The organism is Streptomyces sp. SAS_270 (assembly GCF_052543295.1).
This window is the reverse complement of the sequence record NZ_JBMNDS010000027.1, coordinates 40794-61937: the sequence shown is the minus strand read 5'-3', so window position 1 is coordinate 61937 and position 21144 is coordinate 40794. Positions and strand designations below refer to the sequence as shown.

Below are 21144 nucleotides of genomic sequence, written 5' to 3'. Positions count from 1 at the left end.
TCGGTTCAGCCTCGACGCCCTCCTGCCTGCCGCAGGAGGGCGTTCGGCTATGCGGAGGTCCCGAGGGCCGCGGCGAACTCCGTGAGCGCCGTGAAGTCGTCCTCGCGCAGGCCGAGTCGGGGACTGACGTGGTGGAGCAGCGCGGGCCCGGCGTGATGTGCGGCGACGTACGAGTCGTCGGCCGGGCCCTGTTCGTCGTCCACCCAGGCGAAGGCGCGGCCCTCGGCGTACGCCACGATCCGCTCCGTCTTCCAGTGGACCCCGTCGGGCCGCTCGACGAACAGGGCGCCGGTGAAGTCGACGTAGGGGAGTTCGGGCAGGCCGACGACCGGGGCGATCCAGCGGTTCGCAGCGTCCATCCACGTGGTGGCCCAGCACAGGTCGAAGCCGAGGTCCAGCAGGCTCCGGCCGTGGCCGGGGTGCAGCCACACCCGCAGCGGCCGCTCGCCGGGGTGCACGCTCGCCCGGATCGTCGTGTACCCCTCGGGCCGCCGCGACGGCCGGGCCGCGTACGGGTTGAGGGGGCCGTCGACGTCGAGGAACAGCAGAGGCCTGCTCATGGAGCCACCGTAGGGGACGGGCCGCGGGCGGCCGAGGGAATTTGGTTCGAGGCCGGCGGCATAGTGGCGGGCGGGTGCGCGCGTCACAAGGGGCAGAGGGGCGAGCCATCGGGTCCGCCGGGGAAGAGAAGGTGACGATGGATGCCGTAACGCAGGACAGCTTCCGGGAGTTCGTGGCGAACCGGTCGTCGGCGCTGCTGAAGACGGCCGTACTGCTGAGCGGCGGCGACCGGCACGCCGCCGAGGACCTGCTGCAGAACGCCTTGATCAAGGCTGCCGGGCGCTGGCACCGCATCGACGAGCCCGAGGCGTACGTACGGCAGATCCTCTACCGGCAGCAGGTGAGCCGCTGGCGGCTGAAGTGGCGCCGCCGGGAGTTCACCGTCGCCGAGCCGCCGGAGGCCGCGCGGGGCGGCGGGGACGCGGCGTCCGACGCCGAGCTGCGCGTGGTGATGCGCGGCGCACTGGCCCGGCTGACCGACCGGCAGCGCACCGTGCTCGTGCTGCGGTACTTCGAGGATCTGCCCGAGGCGGAGGTCGCCCGGGTCCTCGGCTGCACCGTCGGCACCGTGCGCTCCACGACGCACCGTTCGCTCGCCAGGCTCCGTGCGCTCGCCCCCGAACTGGCCGCGATGGGCTCGGCGGCCGCCGAGCAGCCGCCGTCCCGTGACTTCTCGCCCTTGGAGGTGCGCTCATGAACGTCGACGAACTGGTACGTGACACATTCCGTGAGCAGGCGGCCGACGACACGCTCGCCCCGCTCGGCCTCGCGGACCGCGTGCTCGCCGCCCGCAGGCGCCGCCGCGCCCGCACGGTCGTCGGCGTCGCGGTGGGCACGGTCGCCGCGATCGCGGTGGCCGTCGCCGTACCGCTGACCGGCTCCGGCAAGGACGACATCCGTCCGGCCAGCCGGATGAACCGGAGCGACATCATCGCCCACCCCGACCAGTCGCCACCGCGCGACCTGATCGCCGCGGGGGACGAGGCGCTCGCCGCGTTCAGCACGAGCAGGAACGTGAAGCAGCCCAACAAGGACCAGATCGTCACGCGGACGTACACCCTGCTGAACCAGAAGACCGGGAAGTACGTGAAGGACCGCCGGTGGTCCTTCGTGGACATCGCGCCGGGCATGCTGACCGCGGCCGTCCTGGAGGGCGAACTGCCCGCCAAGCGCGTCGGGTTGCTGAACCTGATGACCGGCAAGGTGGACCGCTGGATCCCGGTCGGCCAGGGCGTGGCCGGCGTCCACTTCTCGCCCGACGGCAAGAAGCTGGTCGCCACGACGTACGCCAAGAACCCGGACCGGCTCTTCTGGAGCCACCGGATCCCGGTCAACGACAGCATCGAGCCGCAGGCCGTGCCGAGCAGGACCGGGTTCACCGTCGTCGACGTCGCCTCCGGGAAGGGCGAGTGGCACAAGGCGCCTTACCCGAAGGACGCCTTTGTGGGCAGCGCCCGCGCGGACTTCAGGTTCGACCACGACGGCACGCTGCTCGTCGAGCAGATCTCCATGGCGCCCGGCAGCGTCTACCGCGACCTCCAGGGCAAGAAGGTGGCCACACCTCGCGCCGAGAAGTACGTCGACGTGTACGTGGACGCGGGCCTCTCGCCCGACGGGAAGATCGCCGCAGGCGGCTTCGCCGGCCGCGGCAAGGAGATCGCCTCCGAGCTCCTCGACCCGGTCACCGGCAAGCGGATCGGCAAGGTGCCCGGTCAGATGCTGCTCGCCTGGGCGGACAACAAGCGGCTGATCGCCTGGGGCATCACCCCCGGCACGAACGAGTTCCGTCAGCAGCTGGTACTGATCACCATCGGCAGCGACAAGATCGTGCCGCTCAGTGACTTCCGTACCCCGAAGGACAACTCGATCGGACGCTGGGAACCGCTGTTCACGACGCGCTGACCAGCTCGTCGTATGCGCGGAGCAGCCCGTCGACCGCCTCGCGGCCGGCGGGCCGCAGCGGCGCGCGGACCGGACCGCCGGGCAGGCCGAGGGAGTTCAGGAGCGCCTTGGCGGTGACGGTGCCGGGGAGGCCGGAGGCCATCATCGACTCGACGAGGTGGCAGGCCTGTTGTTGAAGGCGGGCCGCCCCGGCCGTGTCCCCGGTGTCGAACGTGTCCAGGATCAACCGAAAGTGACGTGGCGTCACATTGGCGACCGTGCTGACGTATCCGGCGCCGCCGATGGCGTACTGCGCAAGGACGTACTCGTCGCAGCCCGTGTAGTACGCCAGATCCGTGCGGGACATCACCTTCTGGGTGCCGAGGAGGTCGTAGGCGCAGTCCTTGACGGCCACGATCCGAGGGTGCTGGGCGAGGCGGATCATCGTGTCGGGCTCGATGCGGGTGCCGGTGCGGCCGGGGATGTCGTACAGCGTGAGCGGCAGTCCGCAGGCGTCGGCGATCTCGCGGAAGTGTGCTTCGAGGGCGTCCTGAGGGGGCCGGCTGTAGTACGGGGAGACCACCAGCAGGCCGTCCGCGCCCGCCTTTTCCGCCTCCAGGGACAGCTCCACGGTATGCCGCGTGTCGGCGGTGCCGACGCCCGCCACGATCGACGCCCGATCGCCGACCGCCTCGCGGACCGCCCGCACGAGCGCCGTCTTCTCGGCGTCCGTCGTGGTCGGCGACTCACCGGTGGTGCCGGAGAGCACCAGCCCCTCACAGCCCTCGGAGACCAGCCGGTCGGCGAGCCGCTGCGCACCGTCGAGGTCGAGCGTGCCCGCCTCGGTGAAGGGCGTGATCATCGCGCAGAGGGCGCGGCCGAAGGGGGTCGAAGTCGTCATGGGAGTAGTGTCGGCGCCATCGACAGTGAAGCTCCACTTAATTCTTCTACGAGGAACAGGGAAGCATTGCTACGAGGTGGCTGCTTTCTCGGAGGCACTGGTGCCAATTCGGCCCCTTATGGGTCACCATGGCGAGGACGGTAGCCGGCAGCAGGTCAGTCGACAGCAGGTCACGGGAGGCGTCATGAGGCTCGGCAAGGCACTCGCCACCGGAGTCGCGGAGGAGCAGGTCGCCCCGCAAGCGGAAGAACTCCGACTCCCCGACGAACTCACCGAAGAGACAGCGGAGTCGAAGGCGCCCGCGCCCGAAGAGGTCCCGGTCGCCCGATGAGACTGCGGCTCCCAGAGGAACACCCGACGGAGCCGCCGACCGGATACAAGATCGCCTACCCGGTGCTGTCCCACGACGGCACCCGGGCCGGCTTCACCGGTGTGTCGCTCGGCGGCGCGCTGCCCTACGGCGTCCTCGACGAGGCCGGGTGCGTCTACGGACGGCGGCACAGCGCGCCGCACCGGCGCTGCGACTGCGGCTTCCACTGCGTGCACGACCGCGCGGCGGCCGAGGCGCTGCTGTGCACCGAGCACGCGGCGGCGGTCCTGCTCGAGGTCACCGTCCTCGGCGCCTACATCCGCTTCGAGCTCGGGTTCCGTTACGCGCGCCAGCGGGTGCGCACCGCGACGGTCGGCCGGTGCGCGTGCGGCGCCCCGGCCGCCGCCCTCGCCGACGCGGGCTGGGGCCGCCCCGGCCGGCGCGTGCTGGCCGCCGCGTGCGCGGGATGCGTACGGGGCCGTACGTCGTTGACGCTCGCGGCGTTCGCCCGGCTGGCCGGGGAGGGTCTGCGGGTGCGCGCCGGGGACGGCGCCCTCGCGGCGGTCCCCGGCGGCGCGCAAGCGCTGACCGGCGTGCTGGACGTCAGCGAACTCACTGCCGAAGCCGCGCTGTTGCAGGCCCGGCTCGACTGGTTCCAGACCCAGCTGGCCCGGCTCGGCGAGCGCGGGCCGGAGGGGTAGCCGGTCCCGGTCCGGGTACCCGGGTGTCCCGAAACGAGAGGAGGCGGGACACCGTGACCGGGACCATGGACCACCGGCCCGCACGGGACGAGCACGCGCATCAGTCGGTGGGCGAACTCGTCGGGCAGGCGACCGAACAGCTCTCCCTGCTGGTACGGCAGGAAGTGAGCCTCGCCAAGGAGGAGTTGGCGGCCAAGGGGCGGCACGCGGGACGCGGCGGCGGGCTGCTCGGAGCGGCAGGCGCTGTCGGGTACGTCGGGCTGATGACCCTGGCCGCCGCGGGCGTCGCCGCGCTCTCCCTGAGCCTGGCCGTGTGGGCCGCGGCGCTCATCGTCATGGCGGTGCTCTTCGCGATCGCGGGCGTCCTGGCCGCCACCGGTCGCGCACAGCTGCGCCGCGCCGCGCCCCCCACGCCCGAACGGGCCCTCGACAGCGTCAGGGCAGATGTGGACGAGATCAAGGAAAGGGCACACCGATGACGGACGACAGCACGGGTGCCGAAGCCGCGAAGGCGGCGGAAGCCAAGACGGACCCCACGGCTCAGAAGGCCGGCGCGGGCGCCAAGGGGCCGCAGGAGCTGCGGCGGGACATCGAGCAGACCAGGGGCCAACTCGGCGACACTGTCGAGGAGTTGGTGGCCAAGACGGACGTGAAGGCCCGGGCCAGGGCACGCGCCGCCGAACTCAAGGGCCGGGCGGGCACCATGACCGTTCAGGTACGGGAGACGGCGACGCACGCCGGCCACACGGTGCAGGACAAGGCGGCCCACGCCGGGCACGTCGTGCAGGACACCGTGCCGCCGCCCGTGCGGACCGCGGCCACCACGGTCGTCCGGGCAGGATTGCGGCACCCCCGCCCGGTGCTGATCGCGGGCGCGGGCGCTGTGGTCGCGGCGGGTCTGCTGCGGCGGCGCCGCAACGGGCACCACTGACGCCGGCACGCCGAACGGCTGAAACGGTGGGCGGGACCGCAGGAGCGGTCCCGCCCACCGTTTCAGCCGGTTTCCGTTGTCCGGCCGGGTCTCCTACGGGTCCGTGCCGTCCGGCGTGGTCGGCCGCGTCCGGGCCCGTGCCTCGCGCAGGGCCTGCAGCCGCGGCGGCCACTTGCGGGTGTCGCGCGGTTCGACGTACGGCTCCTCGGTGGGCGGCTGTCCGCCGGTGATCGCCCGCTGGCGGGCCAGTTCGGCGTCGAACTCCAGGCCCAGCAGGATCGCCAGGTTGGACAGCCACAGCCACACCAGGAAGACGATGGCGCCCGCGAGTGTGCCGTAGGTCTTGTTGTACGAGCCGAAGTTGGACGCGTAGAGGGCGAACCCGGCGGACGCGGCCAGCCAGATCAGCGTCGCGAGAACGCTGCCGGGGCTCACCCAACGGAAGCCGCGACCACGGACGTTGGGGGCGGCCCAGTACAGCAGGGCGATCATCAGGATCACCAGGAGCACCAGGACCGGCCACTTGGCGATGCCCCAGACCGTGATCGCCGCGTCGCCCAGGCCGATCGTGGTGCCCGCCCGCTCGGCCAGCGGCCCGGTGAACACCACGATCAGCGCGCTGGCCGCGAGCATCAGCATCAACGTGATCGTCAGCACCAGCCGCAGGGGCGTGATCTTCCAGACGGGGCGGCCCTCCGGCAGGTCGTACACCGCGTTCGAGGCGCGGATGAACGCGGCGACGTAACCGGACGCGGACCACAGGGCCGCGATCAGGCCGACCATCGCCAGCACGCCGCCCGTGCCGCCGCTGTCGCTGAGCTGCACCACCGCGTCGTGCAGGATGTCCCGGGCCGGGCCAGGTGCGAGGTCGCCGATGTTGTCGAGGATCTTGTCCGTCGCGTGCTGCCCCACCACGCCCAGCAGGGACACCAGCACCAGGAGCGCGGGGAACAGCGACAGGACGCCGTAGTACGTCAACGCGGCGGCCCGGTCGGGGAGTTGGTCGTCCTGGAACTCCTTCGCCGTGCGCCGCACCACATCCCGCCAGGATCGCGCGGGCAACTCGGAGGGGCTGTCCTTCTCGTCCATGACCTGGCGAGTCTCCCGAATCCGGGGGGCGAATCGCGGGGCCGACCTGATTCTTGGACCGGCGACCGGCGACCGGCGACTCCGACCGACAACTTAAATCGTCTGGACAAAAAAAGTGTTCGGTGGGATGGTGGAGTCATGTTGGACGTGACCGTGATCGAGGACCCTGCGGCAGCCGCCGTCTCACTGGACCCGATACGGGCTCGGCTGCTGGCCGAGCTCGCTGTCGGCCCCGCGTCGGCCGCCATGCTGGCCGGCAAGGTCGGGCTGCCCCGGCAGAAGGTGAACTACCACCTCAAGGCGCTGGAGCGGCACGGCCTGGTGGAGCTGGCGGGGGAGCGCCGCAAGGGCAACGTCACCGAGCGGCTGATGCGCGCGACCGCCGCGTCGTACGTCATCTCGCCGCTCGCGCTCGCCGCCGTACAGCCCGACCCGGACCGCTTCCGCGACCAGCTCTCCGCCCGCTGGCTGCTCGCGCTCGGCGCCCGGCTGGTCCGTGACGTCGGCACGCTGATCACCGGCGCGGCGAAGGCGCGCAAGCGCCTGGCGACCTACGCCCTCGACGGCGAGGTGCGCTTCGCCTCCGCCGCCGACCGGGCCGCGTTCATCGAGGAGCTGACGGCGGGCGTCAGCGCCCTGATCCGCAAGTACGACGCCCCAGGCACCGACGGCGGCCGGGACCACCGGATCGTCGTCGCCGTCCACCCCACGGTCAAAGCCACGGCCGAACCCCAGCCCGCCCCGGAACTCGACCAGTAACCCCGTAGTACTCAGGAGCCACCATGTCCAAGGAATTCGAGATCGTCTGCGAGACCGAGATCGACGCCACGCCCGAGGAGGTGTGGGAGGCCTTCACCAACGGCACCGGCGGCTGGCTGTGGCCGATGGAGGCCCCCGAGCCGCGCGAGGGAGGCAAGGGGCCGTTCGGTTCCACGATCACCACCTGGGACCCGCCGCACCGCTACGTCAACCGCGTCGAGGACGTAGACGGGATCTCCGAGCAGACCCTCAACCAGCTCGACTACACCGTGGAGCCCCGCGACGGCGGCAAGCGCGCCTGGGTGCGGTACGTGCACAGCGGCATCTTCGTCGACGACTGGGACAACCAGTACGACGGTGCGAGCAGGCACAACGACTTCTATCTGCACACCCTGCGCGAGTACGTGACGCACTTCGCGCGCCGCCCGGTCGCCTTCACCACCTTCGACGGCCCCGAGGCGTCCAAGACCCCCGACGCCTTCACCGCCGTCGGCCGGGCGCTCGGCCTCGCGCAGGACACGGAGGCGGGCGCCCGCGTGCGGGTGCAGGGCCCGGGCGGTCAACTCCTCGACGCCGTGGTCGACTTCCGCAACCCGTACTTCATCGGGCTGCGCACCGGCGACGCCCTGATCCGCTTCTTCGGCCGCAACCACTGGGGCGCCCCGGTGGGCATCTCCGTCCATGACTTCGCGGCCGGCGCGGACGCCCAGGCCGATGAACTCGCCTGGAAGGGCTGGCTGAACGCGGCCTTCGCCGCCTGAACCGCTCGACTCACCTGAGCACTCGACTCACCTGAGCAAGGGACGAGCCCGGCCCCCCGGACGACGGGGCCGGGCTCGTCGGCATGCGGCGGCCGAAACCGCCTGCAAGGACTACGGCTTGAAGCGCAGCACCTGCGGGTCGTGGTCGCTGATCTGGTCGTTGAACTCCGAGTTGACGTGCACGGAGTCGTAGTCGAGGTCGCAGCCGCGCCGGATCGACGGGCTGACCAGGATCTGGTCGAGGACCTGCTGGTTGCCCTGGTAGTCGTACGTGTAACGCTCGCTCTTCGGCAGCGACTTGATCGCCGACCAGAGCTCGCCGTCACCCTCCAGGATCTTCGCGGTGTCGGAGAACTCGAAGTCGTTCATGTCGCCGAGCGCGATGACGTCCGCGTTCTTCTGCACGTCGAGAACGCTCTTGACGAACGCGTTGACCAGCGTCGCCTGGGCGTGGCGCTGGACCTCCGAGCTGCGTACCACCGGCTGGTACTGCGAGGTCAGTCCCTGGTCGCCGCCCTTGGAGTTGAGGTGGTTGGCGATGACGAAGACCGTACGGCCGCGGAAGACGAACTCGCCGGCCAGCGGCTTGCGGCTGGACTTCCAGGCGGTGTCGGCCGGGGCGATACGGCCGGGAGAGGCCGTCAGCTGCGCCTTGCCGTGCACCTTGGTGACGCCCACCGCGGTGGTGGAGTCGCCGCCCGCACGGTCCGTGAAGGAGACGCGCTCCGGGTTGAACAGGAACACCTGGCGGATGTTGCCGCCGGGCTCGCCGCCGTCCTGGTCGTTGACCGGGTCGATCGAACGCCAGTCGTACTTCGGGCCGCCCGCCGCGACGATCGCGTCGATCAGCTTGTTCACCGTCACGTCGGCGGCGACCGTGCCGTCGTCCGTCGCGCCGTTGTTGTCCTGGATCTCCTCCAGGGACACGATGTCGGGCGACTGCAGGTTGTTCACGATCGCGGCGGCGTGCGAGGCGAAGGTGGCGTCGGACGGGTCGAGGTTCTCGACGTTGTACGTCGCGACCGCCAGCTCGCCGCGCGACTGCTTCTGCGTCGTCTCGCGCTGCAGGCCGCCGCTCTTCAGCGTGCCGAGCTCGCTCGCCACGAGGGTGTAGCCGCCGAACTGGTTGTAGTCCAGCGGGCCGGTCGTGGCGCCGGTCAGTGTGTCGCCGACGTTCGCCTTCGGGAAGTCGGCCGTCGAACCCAGCGACTGGATCTGCAGACGGCCGGTGTTCTGCGAGTCGTACGAGCCGTAGAGGGTGCCGCCGCGGCGGGTCCGGTTCTCGTGCGGCTTCACCGTGACCCACACCTCGGAGTACGGGTCGGTGGCCGTCACCACGCGGGCGTCGGCGACCTGGACGTTCATGCCCTCCAGGGACTCGTAGTAGTCCAGGGCGTACTTCGTCGGCTCCAGCGTCAACGCGTTGATCGAGCCTGCCGCGGCGGTGTCGCCGGCGGGGGTGTACGCGGCTGGGACCGAGTGGGCGTCCACGACCGTGGCGGCCGGTACCGCGTTGCCGCTGGAGAGCACCGTCACCGTCGGCTTGGTGATCTCCGTCAGCGACTGGTTGCCGGTGGAGACGCCGCCGGGCACGTACTCGGAGACCGTGCCCGTCACGGTGACCGAGTCGCCCACGGCGACCTTCGGGGCGGAGCTGGTGAAGACGAACACGCCCTCACTGGTGGCCGGGTTGTCGTCCGCGTTCGGGTCCTGGAGCCAGAACCCCTTCGACGAACCGTAGGTGCGCAGGGCCGTGACGACACCGGCCACGTCCGTGACCTTCTGGCCGGCCAGCGGGGATATCCGGGTGGTGCCCTGGATGTCATGGATGCGTACGACGTCGGCGTGGGCCGGCGAGGTGAGGACCACCGTGGACACCGCGGAACAGACGGCGGCGACGGTGAGCGCGGCGAGGCGCGAGGAAGACTTGCTCGGCAACGGGATCCCTCCGGGGACGTGCAGAAGCGCCGGGACGAGGGTGGAGCACTGGACGGGGGTGGAGCACTGGGGGGAATGCAACCGGTGGGGCGGTTGGTGACGCGCGTAGAAACCGTTCCAGGAGCTACCGGTGAGTTTCTACGCGCGTCAATCTCGTGTGTGGGTCGGCCACTTGTCAAGGTTTCGGCCATGTCCGGAGCCGGTCGAGGAGATGAACCGGGCGGCATGGGGCGAAATCCGTCTAGGCTGAGCGTGCATTTTTCCCGGGGCGTTCCCCCGGTCCGCAGGTACGTCCGGAGGAGACCCACCCGATGTCAGACAGCGCCCCCCTGCCGCCGGTTCGGCTGCACTCCGAAGCGGAGCTCGCACGGGACGCGCTCGCCGCGCCGTTGCTCTCCCGCGCCGCCCGGCTCGCCCGCTGGGCGAGCGAGGACACCCGGGTCGGAGCGGGCGGCGAACTCGTCGAGGAGCAGCTGCCGGAGGCCGCCGCGGAACTGGGTCTCACCGGCGACGACGCGGCCGCCTACGCCTCGGAGGCCTGGCAGGTGGCCGTCGACACCGGACTCGTCGAGATCGTGGACGAGGAGGAGGGCACGGTCGCCGCGGGCGAGGACCTCGCGCTGCTCACCTCCGGAGCACCGCAGGACGTGCTCGGCGTATGGCTCGCCGCCCTGGAGACCGTCATCGCCGACGCGAGCGTGCCCGACCTCGACGACCTCGTCGGTGCGATGGACGAGGACGGGGAGGTCGACTTCTCCCAGCTCGACTGGGACCCCGAGGCGGAGGCCGAGTTCCTCGACGGCGTGCTCGGCAACCTCTACCTGCTCACCGTCAGCGAGGACGGCGCCGCCGACGGCCCCGTGCCGCTGCCCGCCCTGGCCGCGTCGATGATCGTGCCCGACGACATGGGGGAGCCCACCAACGACGTACTGGAGCAGGTGTCGGACGCGATGATGCGGCTCGACGACCAGTTCCGTCTCCTGGAGCCCGTCGGCCTGGTCGATTTCCAGCCCGTCGACGAGGCACTGATGGCGGACGCCGACGAGGGCGAGGAGCCGACGGCGTCCCTCGACGACACCGACGTCTCGCGCTACGGAATGGTGCGGCTCACCCCGCTCGGGCTGTACGGGCTGCGGGCGCGGTTCCTCGAAGCGGGCTTCGAGGCCCCCGCGGTGGGCGACCTCGCGGACAAGGGCGCGGACGCGCTGCTCGACGGGACGTCCGCGTTCGGGCCCGCCGCCGCCCAGGCCGAGACCGAACAGTGGCTCGCCCGGCGTGAACCCCTCGCCGCGGCAAGGGAGTTGCTCGCCGCAGCGCGCGGCGCGGACACCGGCGCCCCGCTGCGGCGGCTGCGCTGCCAGCAGGCGCTGTCGCTCGTCGGCCCGGGGGCCGAGCCCGCGCTGCGCGAGGTCCTCGGCGACGCGGAGCTGGGCGGGCTCGCCCGGGTGTGGCTCAGCGAGCACGGCGCGGCCGACGTGCCCGCGCCGTCCGAGGCCATGGTGTTCTGGCTGACCATCGACACCGTCGCCGCACAGCTCGCCGCCGAGGGCAACTCGACGGAACTGCAAGGGCTCGTGGAGGGCCTCGCCCAGCAGCACACCGGGTTCTTCGCGGCGGCCTGGCGGGTGGACCACCCCGCCACCCCGGAGGTCCTGGAGGCGATGGGGCGGCTGCACCCGGACAAGAAGGTCGCCAAGGAAGCCCGTAAGGCGGCTTTCAAGGCACGCTCCCAGCAAGGCGGCTGACGGGCAGCGGCGGGGAGGCGGGCTTCCCCGCCGCGGGAGGCGTCGCGTGTGAAATGCCAGGTCCGCGGGTGATCCGTGTCCGCCGGTGTTCTTCGTGAAGGTTGTTCGGGCCGGCGGTCCGTGTGCGGACGTCCGGGTGGATTCATGGAAGCAGGACCCCTGACGTCGGCCTGCGTTCAACTCCTGTTCAGGCGCGGACGGGACGGTGTGGCCGCGACCGAGATCGCCACTCGCCCCCCACGCCAGTCCCACTCCACCGTCACAGGAGACACCATGTCGCTCACCCGCAGGGACTTCGCCAGAAAGTCCGCGATCACCGGTGCCGGTGTCGCGCTGGCCGGCAGCGTGGGGGCCCTCGCCACCGCGCCCAACGCCCTCGCGTCCACGGAGACCGGCATCGACAGCGCGGAGTCGGGGCACGGGCACGGCGGCGTCGGCTACGGGCCGCTCGTTCCCGACCCCAAGGGCCTGCTCGCGCTGCCCGCCGGGTTCTCGTACCGCGTCATCACCTACAGCGGCAGGACCAAGCTGGAGTCCGGCGAGTTCACGCCGTCCAACCACGACGGCACGGCCACCTTCCACGGGCCGCGCGGCGCCACGCTCCTGGTCAACAACCACGAGCTCAAGGGCCCGCGCGCCGGCTGGCAGTACCCCGTACCGCTCACCGAGGGCCTCGTCTACGACCCGGCCGCGGCCGGCGGCTGCACGGTCGTCGAGGTCCGCCACGACAAGGTCGCCGAGTGGGTCGGCGTCGCGGGCACCTCCACCAACTGCGCGGGCGGCAGCACCCCTTGGGGCACCTGGCTCACCGGCGAGGAGACCGAGGACAAGGCCGGCCAGAACGGCATGACCAAGGACCACGGATACATCTTCGAGGTGGACCCCTGCGACCGCCGCGCCAACCAGAACCCCAAGCCCGTCAAGGCACTTGGCCGGTACGCCCACGAGGCCGCCGTCGTCGACCCCAAGCGCGGCCGCATCTACCTCACCGAGGACGCCGCGGGCCCCAACGGCCTGCTGTACCGCTGGACGCCGCCGCAGGGCTTCGAGCACGGCCACGGCCGGCTGAAGACCCTCGCCGACGACGCGGGCTCGCTGCAGGCCTTCAAGTGCTTCGACTCCGGCGGCCAGTTCGTCGACGACCTCTCCCGCGCCACGAAGATCGGCACGGTCTACGGCGTGGACTGGGTGGACGTCCCCGACCGCGACGCGAAGACGGTCTCCGTCCGCAAGCAGTTCACCGACGGCCAGGTCACCCGCGCCCGCAAGCTCGAAGGCATGTGGTGGGGTGACGGCGGCACGTACATCGTCTCCTCCTTCGCCCGCGAGGAGAGCCCCGTCCAGCACGACGGCGCCGTCTGGTTCTACGACCCCAAGCGCCGCACCCTGACGCTCAAGGTCCTGCTCGGCGTGAACCCCGACCCGTCCGTCGACGGCGCCTTCGACGGCCCCGACAACATCACCGTCTCCCCGTACGGCGGCCTCGTCATCGCCGAGGACGGCGAGGGCATCCAGCACCTCTTCGGCGCCACCGACAGCGGTCGCACCTACCCGATCGCCCGCAACGAGCTGAACATCGGCACCGAGGAGGAGCCCGAATACAGCGAGTTCACCGGCGTCACCTTCTCGCCCGACGGCAGGATCCTGTACGCCAACATCCAGACGCCGGGCATCATGCTCGCGATCACCGGCCCCTGGAAGCGCCAGAAGCGCAGCTGAACTCCCGGCGGTAATTAATTCGTTCGCTCGGCCCGCGGTACGCCTCCTAAAGTGATGCATGTCCAGGTGCGAAGGCAGGACCTACTTCCACTGATAATGGGGCGGCCGCGGGTTCGAGTCCCGCCACCGGTACAACGCGCCGGTGTAGCTCAGGGGTTAGAGCACCTACGTCGGTTCCGCCGGCCTTGAACTCTGGACACCACAACTTCATGAACTTCATGCACCTCCCGGTGCGCAGGCTGCGGCTACTTCTCTCTCAAAGAATCCACGCCGCCGCCGAATTGATCTCGGGAGGCGCAGCTCATGGTGGGTGTCCGGTGCGCAGGCAACGGTTACTTCATTGGATCAGAAGGTTGCGGGTTCGAATCCCGTCATCGACCTCGGGTCGATGTAGCTCAATGGATAGAGCATCCGACTAAAGTCCGCCGCCGACCCCTGATCTCGGGCACCCTCCATTTGCTGTGCCTCCCTCCGAAACGCGACCGCATGGTCGCAGAAGAGAATTCGGGGGAATTCACCATGGCACGATTCAACACCAAGGCGGCCCGGGCGCAGCCCACTTCGCGGGTCACCTCCACGGGCCGAGTGCTCCGTACCTTCCAGGGCGGACGCGGCCGTGAGCGCGACGCACGCTCCGAGCTCTTCCTGCTGGCGATCGCCAACTTCGTCTCCCAGAACACCTTCTACGAGACCGGCGAGGACCGCGACGAGCGGTTCGCGACCCTGGTGCGCGAGCTCGCCGTCGAGGACCCGCAGTGGACCGCGGGCCTGCTCGGCTGGCTGCGCGGCGAGGGCAACCTGCGCACGGCCTCCATCGTGGGCGCCGCCGAGTACGTCAAGGCACGTCTCGACGCGGGCGCCACCGACGGACCGGCCAACCGCGAGGTCATCGCCTCCGTGCTGCGCCGCCCCGACGAGCCGGGCGAGCTGCTCGGGTACTGGACCTCGATGTACGGCCGCAACGTGCCCAAGCCCGTCAAGCGCGGCATCGCCGACGCCGTACGCCGTCTCTACAGCGGCAAGTCGCTGCTGAAGTACGACACCGCCTCCAAGGGCTACCGCTTCGGCGACATCCTCAACCTCGTGCACGCGGCGCCGGACCCCGGCAAGCCGTGGCAGGGCGACCTCTTCCAGTACGCGCTGGACCGTCGGCACAACCCGGACACCGCCGTGGTGCCCAGGTCGCTGCCCGTCCTTGCGGCCCACCGCGACCTGATGGCGCTGCGGCCCGCCAAGCGGCGCAAGGTCGTGACCGGTGCGCACGGCGCGCAGCGCCTCGCGGACGCCGGGATGACCTGGGAGGCGCTGGCCGGCTGGCTGCAGGGGCCGATGGACAAGGAGGCCTGGGAGGCCGTCATCCCGTCCATGGGCGCGATGGCGCTGGTCAGGAACCTGCGCAACTTCGACCAGGCCGGTGTCTGCGACGAGGTCGCGGCCCAGGTCGCGGCGAAGATCAGCGACCCGGCGGAGGTGGCGCGTTCGCGGCAGTTCCCGTTCCGCTACCTCGCCGCGTACCAGCACGCGCCCTCGCTGCGCTGGTCGTACCCGCTGGAGCAGGCGCTCGGCCACTCGCTGGCCAACGTGCCCGCGCTCGGCGGCCGGACGCTGGTGCTCGTCGACCGGTCCGGCTCGATGTTCTACTCGCGCCTGTCGGAGCGCTCGGAGCTCAACCGGGCCGACGCCGCCGCGATCTTCGGCACGGCGCTCGCGCTGCGGGCGGCGGACGCGGATCTCGTCGAGTTCGGCACCGGCAGCAACCGGGTGAGCTTCCGCAAGGGCGAGTCGGTGCTGAAGGTGCTCGACCGCTTCGGCGACCTCGGCGGCACGAACACCAGCGAGGCCGTGCGCCGGCACTACAAGAAGCACGACCGCGTGCTCATCGTCACCGACGAGCAGGCGACGTACAGCCACTACGGCGACCCGACCGAGCAGGTTCCGGCGCACGTCCCGGTCTACACCTGGAACCTCGCGGGGTACCAGGCGGGCCACGGCCCGTCCGGGAAGGGCAGCCGGCACACCTTCGGAGGACTTTCGGACGCGGCCTTCCGGATGGTTCCGCTCCTTGAGGGGGCGCGGGACGCCGACTGGCCGTGGGTCGCCTGAGAGGCGAGGTGTGAGTGCGGCCCGTACCTCGGTGCGGGCCGCACTTTCGTATCCACGGCGGTCTTGCGCGCATCCACATCTGATATCTAACATTTCAGTTCATGGAGGCGATACGGCCCGTGCGCCGGACCCTGCTCAGGGACCGTGCGTACGAGGCGATACGGGACGCCATCGTGGCCGGTGAGATCGAGCCGGGCGCGGTGGTGCGGGACGCCGACCTCGCGGACCGGCTCGGGCTGTCCCGGGCGCCCGTGCGGGAGGCGTTCGCGCGCCTCCTCGACGAGGGTCTGCTGGAGTCGAAGCCGCAGAGCTACACCCGGGTGACACCCGTCGTCGCCGCCGATGTGCGGGACGCGGCGGCCGTGGTCGCCGCCATGCACGAACTGGCCGTACGGACCGCGGTGCCCCTGCTGCTCCCGGTCCACCTCGACGCCCTGCGGGACGCCAACCTGCGGTTCGCCGCCGCCGTACGCGAGGGGGACGTGGACGCCGCCCTGCGTGCCGACGACGAACTGCACGACGTCCTCGTGCACGTCGCCGGCAATCGTGCGGCCGCCGCCACCATCGCCCGCTACACGCCGCTGATCCGCCGCCTGGAGCGGCGCCGCTTCGGCGAGGGCGGAAGCTGCCGTTCGGCCGGACTGCACGACCGGCTGATCGACGCCTGCGGCGACGGGGACACGGACGAGGCGGTCCGCGTCACGGCGGAGATCTGGCGTGCCCTCGAAGAGCTGGCCGACGTCGTCGACCCATGACCCCGGAGGACCCATGTCCCTTTCCTCGTACGCCCGTTACCCCCTGCTCTTCGGGCCCTCGCCCGTGCATCCCCTGGAGCGGCTGACCCAGCACCTCGGCGGCGCCGCCCTCTGGGCCAAGCGCGAGGACTGCAACTCCGGTGTGGCGTACGGCGGGAACAAGACCCGCAAGCTGGAGTACCTCGTCGCCGACGCGCTCGCGCAGGGCTGCGACACCCTCGTCTCGATCGGCGGGGTGCAGTCCAACCACACCCGCCAGGTCGCCGCCTGCGCCGCCCGCGCCGGACTCAAGTGCGTGCTGATCCAGGAGAGTTGGGTCGACTGGCCCGACTCCGTGTACGACAAGGTCGGCAACATCCTCATCAGCCGTCTGGCCGGCGCCGATGTGCGGCTCGTACGGGCCGGGTTCGGGATCGGCTTCAAGGAGAGCTGGGAGCAGGCGCTGCGAGAGGTGGAGGAGAGCGGCGGCAAGCCGTACGCCATTCCGGCCGGCGCCTCCGACCATCCGCTGGGCGGGCTGGGATTCGCCGGATGGGCTTATGAAGTCGCCGAGCAGGAACGGGAGTCGGGGGTCTTCTTCGACACCGTCGTGGTGTGCTCGGTGACCGGGTCGACCCAGGCGGGCATGGTCGCCGGGTTCCGTGCGCTGGAGGAGGCGGGCGGGCGGACCCGGCGGGTGATCGGGATCGACGCGTCGGCCGCGCCCGCCCGCACCCGTGAGCAGATCGCGCGCATCGCACACGGCACCGGGCAACTCATCGGCGTACAGAAGGAGTTGACGCAAGGCGACATCGAGCTGGACGAGCGCTACCACGCGGGCACCTACGGCATTCCGGACGAGGTCACGCTGGACGCCATGCGGCTCGCCGCGCGCACCGAGGGGATGGTCACCGACCCCGTGTACGAGGGGAAGTCGATGGCCGGGATGGTCGATCTGGTGGCGCGGGGCGAGATCGGCCGTGACTCCACCGTGCTCTACGCGCACCTGGGCGGACAGCCCGCGCTGAACGCGTACAGCGCGCTCTTCTAGGGGGCGTTTTGAAAGTCCTGTGCGGTGCCCGCGGTGTTCGGTGCGGCGCCGTGGGTGCTGTGCGGGACTTTCAAAACACCCCCTGGCATTCACCGCGCTCTTGGCAGAGCGCTCAGGGGGCTGCGCGCCTTCCGGTGATCACGAGTGCCGACACGAGCAGGGCGGCCAGCGCGATCAGCGCTCCGACGCCGAACGCGCGGGACGCGCCGTCGACGAGGATCTCGGACGGCGAGCCGGTGGCATGCCGGGTCGCCGTGCCGAACACCGTGACCAGGACGGAGAGTCCGAGGGTGCCGCCGAGCCACTGCAGGGTCTGCAGCAGACCGGAGGCGGCGCCCGACTCCCGCGGCTCGACACCCGCGAGGATGGTCGCGTTGAGGGGCATGAAACTCAGGCCGACGCCCAGGCCCATCAGCAGCAGTGGGCCGAGCAGGCCACGGGCGTACCCCTCGCCGGGTTCCAGCCGCCACAGCCACCCGGCCGCGGCGATGAGCAGGGTCATGCCGGTCAGCAGGACGGGCCGGGCGCCGAAGCGCTGGAGGAGACGCGGCACGAACCGCACGACGGTGAACATCGCCAGGGTCATGGGCAAGAAGGCCAGTCCTGCGCGCAGCGGGCTGTATTCCAGGACCTGCTGGGTGATCAGAGTGAGGAAGTAGAAGGCGCCGAACATGCCCGCGGGCAGCAGCAGGACGCCCGCGTAGGCGCCCGCGCGGTTGCGGTTGGCGAACAGGCGCAGCGGCATGATCGGCTGAACCGCGCGGGCCTCGATGAGGGTGAAGCCGGTGAGCAGGGCCGCCGCCGTGGTGAAGGCGAGCAGCGACCGTGTGTCGCTCCAGCCGTCCTGCGATACCCGGATGAACGCGTAGACCAGGGAGGTCATGCCCGCTGTGCCGGTCAGTGCGCCCGCCGCGTCGAAGCGGCCCGTGTGGCGCGGGGTTTCGGAGACGAAACGGGGAACGGTGAGAGCGACGCCGATCCCGATCGGCACGTTGATCAGCAGGGCCCAGCGCCAGGACGCCCAATCGGTGAGCATGCCACCGAGGACGAGGCCGACGGAGGCACCGATGCCCGCCATCGACGAGTAGATGCCGAGTGCGTGGTGACGTCGTGGGCCCTCCGGGAAGTTGGTGGTGATCAGGGCGAGGGTGCTGGGCGCGATGAGCGCGGAGCCCGCGCCCTGGAGCGCACGGGCCGCGAGCAGCCAGGCGCTGTCGGTGGCGAGACCGCCCAGCAGCGAGGCGAGTGCGAAGACCAGGACGCCCGAGGTGAGTGCCCGCCGCCGGCCGACGATGTCGCCGACCCGGCCGCCGAGGAGCAGCAGTCCGCCGAAGGCGAGCGTGTAGGTGTTGAGGACCCAGGAGAGGTCGGTGGGGCTGAAGTTCAGGTCCTTCTGGATGTCGGGCAGCGCGACATTGACGACGGTGGAATCGACGCCGACCATCAGGTAGGCGGTCACGATCACGAACAAGGCGGTGCGAAGCCCGGCCGGGTGCGGCGGGGAGATGGCGGGGGATCCGCCGGAGGTGGGCGATGCCGATGCGCTGGACGGACCGGACGGACTCGCCGGTGCGGACGGGGTGGACATGGAATGCTCCCTGTCTGGTGTCCCCGGTCGATCGGTGTGCGGGCAGCGCGGACTGCCCGCACAGGTAAGCGGGGACTGTCTCCGTTTAGTGCTCGCTAAGATACGGAGACGGTCCCCGGTTGGCAAGGAGTTTCTGGATGGCGCAGGTCAAGCCCATGCGTGCGGACGCTCGCCGGAACTATGAGCGGTTGCTGAAGGAGGCGGCACTCGCCTTCGCCGCGCATGGGGAGGGTGCGTCGCTCGATGACATCGCGAAGCGGGCCGGCGTCGGCTCAGGGACGCTGTACCGGCACTTCCCCACGCGGCAGGCGCTGTTGGAGGCCGTCTACGTCGACAGCATCGAGGAGATCGCCGCGCGCGCCGACGCGATCGCGGCCGAACTCCCGCCCGGCGAAGCCCTGGTGGAGTGGCTGAACGAGCTGAGCGAGCGGATGATCCAGGTGCGTGGGCTCAAGACGCTGCTGGGGTCGGCCGTCACGGACGGGAGTTCGGCCGTCCTCACCGCGTGCGGCACCTCCGTCAAGGGCGCGGCGACCCGCCTTGTCGGGGCCGCCCAGCGGGAGGGCACGCTGCGCACGGACGTGGAGCCGATCGAGATCCTGCGGCTGGCGCACGGGGTCGCGACGGCGTCGGAACTGGCCAGCGGCGAGGGCAAGTACATCCGCAGGTATCTGTCGCTGCTGACGGACGGGCTGCGCCCGGAGCGATGAGGCGTTGCGTACGACGACGGGGCGCCCTCCGCGAAGAGGGCGCCCCGGATCACCTGCAGGCGGCCCTCACAGGGACTGTGCCGCCGGCTTCACCATCCCCCGCACCGTGCGGGACTTCACGAAGTCGCCCATGGCCGTCATGTCCCACTCGCCGGAGAACTGCTTGATGAGCTTGGCCATCATCACGCCGGTCTGCGCCTCGGCGTTGGTGAGGTCGAAGCGGACCAGTTCCTCGCCGGTGGTGGCGTCGATCAGACGGCAGTACGCCTTGGCGACCTCGGTGAACTTCTGACCCGAGAACGAGTTCACCGTGAAGACCAGGCCGGTGACCTCCTGGGGGAGGCGGCCGAGGTCGACCACGATCACCTCGTCGTCGCCACCGCCCTCGCCCGTCAGGTTGTCCCCGGAGTGCTTGATCGCGCCGCCCACGATCGAGAGCTTCCCGAAGTAGCAGCTGTCGATGTGGTTGCGCTGCGGACCGTACGCGATCACCGAGGCGTCCAGGTCGATGTCCTTGCCGCGGAACGCGGGCTCCCAGCCGAGACCCATCTTGACCTGGGAGAGGAGCGGGCGGCCGCCCTTGACCAGGGACACCGTCTGGTTCTTCTGGAGGCTGACGCGGCCCTTGTCGAGGTTGATCTTCCCGGTGCCCGGGGCCGGGGCCGGGGCCGGGGGTGCCGGAGCCGCCGGGGGTGCCGCCGGGACGGGCGGCGCGCTGAGGCGCGGATCCAGCGGCGGGGCCGGGGGCGTCACCGGGGCCTGCATCGTGGGCGTGGGCGTGGGCGCGGCCGCGGGGGCCGCCGGGGCGGCGGGCTCCTCCACCGAGACGCCGAAGTCCGTCGCGATGCCCGCCAGGCCGTTCGCATACCCCTGGCCGACCGCGCGGGCCTTCCACGCGCCGCCGCGGAGGTAGATCTCCACGATCACCAGCGCCGTCTCGGTGCCCAGCCGGGGAGGGGTGAACGACGCCAGAACCGCGTTGTCGTCCGCGTTGCGGATCGTGGCCGTCGGCTCGATGCCCTGGAACGTCTGGCCCGCCCCGTCCGGGCTCGCGGTGACGACGATCTTCTCGATGCCGGGAGGAACCGCGGCGGTGTCGACCGTGATCGCGTCGGGGGCCGTGCCGCCGCCCGAGCGGTACGTCACACCCGGGCCGTTGGGCTGGTTGTAGAAGATGAAGTCGTCGTCGGAGCGCACCTTGCCGTCGGCGGTGAGCAGCAGGCTCGACACGTCGAGCCGCACCGGGGCGGCGACGTCCACCGTCACGCGGGTGACCGGGAGAGGGATGTTCGAGCCGGGGGTCATAGCTGTCATGCCGGGAGAACGACCGGGGCCGCTTTACCGTTCCCTTACCCTTCGGCCAATTGGGTCAGTGGGTGGTGCGCGAGTGGTAAGCGGGTGGTCGGAGGCTAGTTCCGGGGCCGGTTGCGGGGGTGATTTCGGGCCGTGCGTTCGTTGCCGTGCTTGTAGTTTCCGGTCCAGCGGGCCATGACGAGCTGAGGGTCGCCCGTCTCGACCTCTTCGAGGAAGCGGGCGGCTCGGGGGCCGCGGAGGGTGCTCGCGGCCTGGCCGCGGTGCGTGATCGTGACGCTTGCGTCGGGGTGCTGCTCGTAGGTGAATCCCTGGGGTCGGGGCATGGTCGGATGCTAGGTCCGCGGGGGC

General features: G+C 71.0%; 21 protein-coding genes. 14 read left to right on the top strand and 7 right to left on the bottom strand.

The genetic code is table 11. The features are described from left to right. Positions 1-47 precede the first annotated feature (47 nt). On the bottom strand, positions 48-560 hold the full coding sequence (locus tag ACN6LB_RS19880; protein ID WP_445027103.1) for a hypothetical protein: 513 nt from the start codon (positions 558-560) through the stop codon (positions 48-50). Positions 561-697: 137 nt separating this feature from the next. Between ACN6LB_RS19880 and ACN6LB_RS19875 the strand changes: the two genes are divergently transcribed. Continuing rightward, positions 698-1258 (top strand): SigE family RNA polymerase sigma factor, encoded by a 561-nt coding sequence (locus ACN6LB_RS19875; RefSeq protein WP_356142598.1) that lies wholly within the window; start codon positions 698-700, stop codon positions 1256-1258. Then, positions 1255-2463 (top strand): WD40 repeat domain-containing protein, encoded by a 1209-nt coding sequence (locus ACN6LB_RS19870; protein WP_445027102.1) that lies wholly within the window; start codon positions 1255-1257, stop codon positions 2461-2463. The genes ACN6LB_RS19875 and ACN6LB_RS19870 overlap by 4 nt, the downstream gene beginning before the upstream one ends. On the opposite strand, the gene dapA is transcribed toward ACN6LB_RS19870, so the two are convergent. Then, positions 2450-3343 (bottom strand): 4-hydroxy-tetrahydrodipicolinate synthase, encoded by an 894-nt coding sequence (gene dapA / locus ACN6LB_RS19865; RefSeq protein WP_445027101.1) that lies wholly within the window; start codon positions 3341-3343, stop codon positions 2450-2452. The genes ACN6LB_RS19870 and dapA overlap by 14 nt on opposite strands. 184 nt (positions 3344-3527) lie before the next feature. Between dapA and ACN6LB_RS19860 the strand changes: the two genes are divergently transcribed. The 4 genes from ACN6LB_RS19860 to ACN6LB_RS19845 are packed head-to-tail and all read left to right on the top strand — an operon-like array spanning position 3528 to position 5285. After that, on the top strand, positions 3528-3674 hold the full coding sequence (locus tag ACN6LB_RS19860; protein WP_445027100.1) for a hypothetical protein: 147 nt from the start codon (positions 3528-3530) through the stop codon (positions 3672-3674). Continuing rightward, positions 3671-4354, top strand: a complete 684-nt coding sequence (locus tag ACN6LB_RS19855) for a hypothetical protein (protein ID WP_445027099.1) — start codon at positions 3671-3673, stop codon at positions 4352-4354. Before ACN6LB_RS19860 ends, ACN6LB_RS19855 begins: the two co-directional genes overlap by 4 nt. A gap of 53 nt (positions 4355-4407) precedes the next feature. Next, positions 4408-4833: a phage holin family protein gene (locus tag ACN6LB_RS19850; RefSeq protein WP_356142608.1), complete on the top strand. Its 426-nt coding sequence runs from the start codon at positions 4408-4410 to the stop codon at positions 4831-4833. Next, positions 4830-5285 (top strand): DUF3618 domain-containing protein, encoded by a 456-nt coding sequence (locus ACN6LB_RS19845; RefSeq protein ID WP_356142610.1) that lies wholly within the window; start codon positions 4830-4832, stop codon positions 5283-5285. Before ACN6LB_RS19850 ends, ACN6LB_RS19845 begins: the two co-directional genes overlap by 4 nt. Before the next feature lie 93 nt (positions 5286-5378). Here ACN6LB_RS19845 and ACN6LB_RS19840 read toward each other — a convergent pair whose 3' ends face one another. Beyond that, complete coding sequence (locus tag ACN6LB_RS19840; protein ID WP_445027098.1) at positions 5379-6374, bottom strand: YihY/virulence factor BrkB family protein; 996 nt, start codon at positions 6372-6374, stop codon at positions 5379-5381. Positions 6375-6512: 138 nt separating this feature from the next. Here ACN6LB_RS19840 and ACN6LB_RS19835 point away from each other — a divergent pair, with 138 nt between their 5' ends. Both ACN6LB_RS19835 and ACN6LB_RS19830 read left to right on the top strand, forming a co-directional pair. Continuing rightward, complete coding sequence (locus ACN6LB_RS19835; protein WP_445027097.1) at positions 6513-7133, top strand: ArsR/SmtB family transcription factor; 621 nt, start codon at positions 6513-6515, stop codon at positions 7131-7133. A 23-nt stretch (positions 7134-7156) separates the two neighbouring features. Continuing rightward, on the top strand, positions 7157-7894 hold the full coding sequence (locus tag ACN6LB_RS19830) for an SRPBCC family protein (protein ID WP_445027096.1): 738 nt from the start codon (positions 7157-7159) through the stop codon (positions 7892-7894). Positions 7895-8005: 111 nt separating this feature from the next. Here the strand turns inward: ACN6LB_RS19830 and ACN6LB_RS19825 are convergent, their stop codons facing one another. After that, the gene (locus ACN6LB_RS19825; protein WP_445027095.1) at positions 8006-9832 is read right to left on the bottom strand and encodes an endonuclease/exonuclease/phosphatase family protein; all 1827 of its coding nucleotides are present in this window, start codon (positions 9830-9832) and stop codon (positions 8006-8008) included. Positions 9833-10143: 311 nt separating this feature from the next. Between ACN6LB_RS19825 and ACN6LB_RS19820 the strand changes: the two genes are divergently transcribed. From ACN6LB_RS19820 to ACN6LB_RS19800, 5 genes are all read left to right on the top strand, one after another. Further along, on the top strand, positions 10144-11577 hold the full coding sequence (locus ACN6LB_RS19820; protein WP_445027094.1) for a hypothetical protein: 1434 nt from the start codon (positions 10144-10146) through the stop codon (positions 11575-11577). Between the two features lie 273 nt (positions 11578-11850). Continuing rightward, entirely contained in the window at positions 11851-13296 is a 1446-nt protein-coding gene (locus ACN6LB_RS19815) for an alkaline phosphatase PhoX (protein WP_445027093.1), read from the top strand. A 519-nt stretch (positions 13297-13815) separates the two neighbouring features. Continuing rightward, the gene (locus tag ACN6LB_RS19810) at positions 13816-15399 is read left to right on the top strand and encodes a TROVE domain-containing protein (protein ID WP_445027092.1); all 1584 of its coding nucleotides are present in this window, start codon (positions 13816-13818) and stop codon (positions 15397-15399) included. Positions 15400-15500: 101 nt separating this feature from the next. Then, entirely contained in the window at positions 15501-16154 is a 654-nt protein-coding gene (locus ACN6LB_RS19805) for a GntR family transcriptional regulator (RefSeq protein WP_445027091.1), read from the top strand. 13 nt (positions 16155-16167) lie between these two features. Then, positions 16168-17184, top strand: a complete 1017-nt coding sequence (locus tag ACN6LB_RS19800) for a 1-aminocyclopropane-1-carboxylate deaminase (protein ID WP_445027090.1) — start codon at positions 16168-16170, stop codon at positions 17182-17184. Positions 17185-17296: 112 nt separating this feature from the next. On the opposite strand, the gene ACN6LB_RS19795 is transcribed toward ACN6LB_RS19800, so the two are convergent. Continuing rightward, a complete protein-coding gene (locus ACN6LB_RS19795) occupies positions 17297-18772 on the bottom strand; it encodes an MFS transporter (protein ID WP_445027089.1) in 1476 nt (491 codons plus the stop codon). A 137-nt stretch (positions 18773-18909) separates the two neighbouring features. On the opposite strand from ACN6LB_RS19795, the gene ACN6LB_RS19790 reads away from it, so the two are divergent. Beyond that, positions 18910-19482 carry a TetR/AcrR family transcriptional regulator gene (locus tag ACN6LB_RS19790; RefSeq protein ID WP_356135388.1) on the top strand — a complete coding sequence of 191 codons (573 nt, stop codon included), beginning with the start codon at positions 18910-18912 and terminating at the stop codon, positions 19480-19482. Between the two features lie 66 nt (positions 19483-19548). Here ACN6LB_RS19790 and ACN6LB_RS19785 read toward each other — a convergent pair whose 3' ends face one another. After that, a complete protein-coding gene (locus ACN6LB_RS19785; RefSeq protein ID WP_445027128.1) occupies positions 19549-20787 on the bottom strand; it encodes a TerD family protein in 1239 nt (412 codons plus the stop codon). Positions 20788-20891: 104 nt separating this feature from the next. After that, positions 20892-21119, bottom strand: coding sequence for a hypothetical protein (locus ACN6LB_RS19780; protein WP_445027088.1), 228 nt, complete (start codon positions 21117-21119; stop codon positions 20892-20894). Positions 21120-21144 lie beyond the last annotated feature (25 nt).